The sequence below is a fragment of the Micromonospora sp. RV43 genome, from assembly GCF_001029515.1.
Lineage (GTDB): Bacteria > Actinomycetota > Actinomycetes > Mycobacteriales > Micromonosporaceae > Micromonospora > Micromonospora aurantiaca.
In genome coordinates this window covers 1-2,374 of the sequence record NZ_LEKG01000343.1, presented here as the reverse complement: position 1 = coordinate 2,374, position 2,374 = coordinate 1, and the positions used below count along the sequence as shown (strand labels likewise).

Here is a 2,374-nt window from a genome sequence, read left to right as displayed (position 1 = left end):
ATCGACTGCTACTCCCGCGACACCGCCGCCTACTGGGGGCCGGACCGAATGTTCGGCGTTGCGTTCGGCAAGGTCCGCAAGGCCCTGCCGAAGGCCCGCCTGCTCGTGCCCGAGTACGGCCTGGTGCCGGACCCAAGCCCCCACCCTCGCCGTCCAACCCGCCACCACCGGCACGGGACGACGGGCTGATCTGCCTGCCGCTGCTCGGCTGCGTGCTGTAGCCGCGCCACCAGCCGCTGATTCCTCGGCCCGGCCTCCAAGCCTCGGGCCGCTTCCGTACGCCGAAGGGGGCCCCATGGCCGCGCCTCTTATCACCTCCGCCACCCTCAGCAAGGCCGTCTACGCGCCCGGCGAGAAGATCGTCGCGGCGGTCGTCGCGGCCGGCGCCGAGCAGGCGCAGATGGAGGTCGTCGTCAGCCTGCGCAACAAGGTGACGGGAGAGATCTCAGCGCCTGTGAGTGCCGGCTTCACCATCCATGCCCCCCGGGTCGGTATGTCCACCGCGCCCGGCAAGCCGACCGAGAAGATGCTGGGCACCTATCCGCGGGTGCGCTACATGCGCGACTTCGGCACCGACGGGGCCGACGCCGACAGGCTGCCGGAGCTGCCCGCGCACGGTGCCGGGAAGATGGCCGCGCCCGCTGACTGCATCGTGCACGTCAGCTGGAAGGACGACGTCGAGCAGCTCACCGGTTGGCTGAACGGGCTCACCCGGCCGGTCTACCTCACCTGGTACCACGAGCCGATGGGCGACGTGCCGCCGGCCACGTACCGAACCAAGGCGGCCCGGGTGTCGCAGATCGTCGCCTCCCACCGCAACCGACGCCTGGTCCTCGGCCACGGCCCGATCGTCACCCGCTACTGGCTGGACGAGGGCCGCGGCAACCCCACCGACTGGTGGTACCCGGGCGCCACCCACTACGGCATCGACTGCTACTCCCGCGACACCGCCGCCTACTGGGGGCCGGACCGAATGTTCGGCGTTGCGTTCGGCAAGGTCCGCAAGGCCCTGCCGAAGGCCCGCCTGCTCGTGCCCGAGTACGGCCTGGTGCGCACCACCACCGACATCACCGGCGCCGGCCGAGCCAAGGCGATCCGCGAGCACATCGCATGGCTACGCCAGCAGCCCGACGTCGACGCGGTCGCCTACTGGAACAACTGGCCCGAGTACGAGATCTCCAGCCACGAGCTGGAGGCGCAAGCCTGGCGCGACGCGCAGCAGGCCTAGCTGACCTCCCGGAACCACTCGCCGCCGCGGCGGACCCAACCCGGCTCCTTGGGCTGCTGGTCGGGGCCCAGCACGGCCGGCACCTCCCGCCAGCCCTCGCGGTCAGCCATCAAGTTGCCAGCCACCGCCCGCGCGTCGCCCTCATCCGGATACGCGCGGGCCACACCGCCGCGCTCGGCGTACCAGCGGCCGTCGGGCAGCACACCGACCTCGACGTGCACGCACTCCGAGCCCGAGGCGTGCCCCCACCGCCACCGCGAAATCCGGCGCAGCCCTGGGTGCTCCCACGTCCGGATCGACTCCCCCCGCTCCACCTCCACGCCCACACCGTACGCCCGAGAGGAACCCATGAGCCCGACCGTCGGCCGCATCGTCCACTACGTCAGCCACGGCACCCCGGGTGGTGAGTACAAGAGCGAGTGCCGCGCCGCCATCGTCACCGAGGCCGACGGCGACAAGGTCGGCCTGGCTGTACTCAACCCGAGCGGCACGTTCTTCCGCTCCCTCGCCGACGGCGGCTGCGAGCGCCACGACGGCGACCCCTCCAACACCCCCGGCGCCCCCGAAACGCCGTCCTACAACGGCGGCACCTGGCACTGGCCCGAGCGCGCCTGACCCCCGGGCGCCAGCCCCACCGTCCCCAACCCCACCCTCATGAACAAGGAGCACTCGTGCCCAAGCTCTTCGGTCGCGACCCCGCGATCTTCCTCGCGGTCATCGCCGCGGCGATCAAGCTGATCGCCGCGTTCTTGATCAACCTCACCGCCGACCAGCAGGCCGTCCTCAACACCGCGGCGGCCGCCGCCGTCGGTGTCGCCGTCGCGTTCATCGCCCGCAAGGACGGCCAGGTGGCCGCGCTGCTCGGCTTCGCCCAGGCCGGACTCGCCGCGGCGGTCGGCTTCGGCCTCGACCTGAGCGCCGAGAAGCAGGCCGTCCTGCTGTCCTTCGTCGGCGTCGTGCTCGGCATGTTCGAGCGGACCCAGATCACCGCCCCGGTGCCCGCCGAGGCCACCGGCTCCGCTCCGGTCGCCCCCGGTCCCGCCGTTCCGGCCGAGGGCCCCGCGCTGCGCGAATGACCGGAACACGACCGTTCTTCGGGTAGAAGGCGGTTGATGCCTGCGGGTACGGTGCCCCGCATGACCACAC

The 2,374-nt window shown here is 71.9% G+C and carries 4 protein-coding genes and 1 pseudogene; 4 read left to right on the top strand and 1 reads right to left on the bottom strand.

Annotated features, from left to right (window positions below):
* Together ABD52_RS41340 and ABD52_RS37010 are read left to right on the top strand one after the other, a co-directional pair.
* Positions 1 to 189 (top strand): annotated as a pseudogene (locus tag ABD52_RS41340) (hypothetical protein); the annotation flags it as partial.
* A 106-nt stretch (positions 190 to 295) separates the two neighbouring features.
* Positions 296 to 1,228, top strand: coding sequence for a hypothetical protein (locus ABD52_RS37010; protein WP_053065547.1), 933 nt, complete (start codon positions 296 to 298; stop codon positions 1,226 to 1,228).
* Here ABD52_RS37010 and ABD52_RS37005 read toward each other — a convergent pair.
* Positions 1,225 to 1,548 carry a hypothetical protein gene (locus tag ABD52_RS37005; protein ID WP_152748377.1) on the bottom strand — a complete coding sequence of 108 codons (324 nt, stop codon included), beginning with the start codon at positions 1,546 to 1,548 and terminating at the stop codon, positions 1,225 to 1,227. The genes ABD52_RS37010 and ABD52_RS37005 overlap by 4 nt on opposite strands.
* A 28-nt stretch (positions 1,549 to 1,576) precedes the next feature.
* Between ABD52_RS37005 and ABD52_RS40465 the strand changes: the two genes are divergently transcribed.
* A complete protein-coding gene (locus ABD52_RS40465) occupies positions 1,577 to 1,843 on the top strand; it encodes a hypothetical protein (protein ID WP_047894836.1) in 267 nt (88 codons plus the stop codon).
* A gap of 56 nt (positions 1,844 to 1,899) precedes the next feature.
* On the top strand, positions 1,900 to 2,304 hold the full coding sequence (locus tag ABD52_RS36995) for a hypothetical protein (protein ID WP_047894835.1): 405 nt from the start codon (positions 1,900 to 1,902) through the stop codon (positions 2,302 to 2,304).
* Positions 2,305 to 2,374 lie beyond the last annotated feature (70 nt).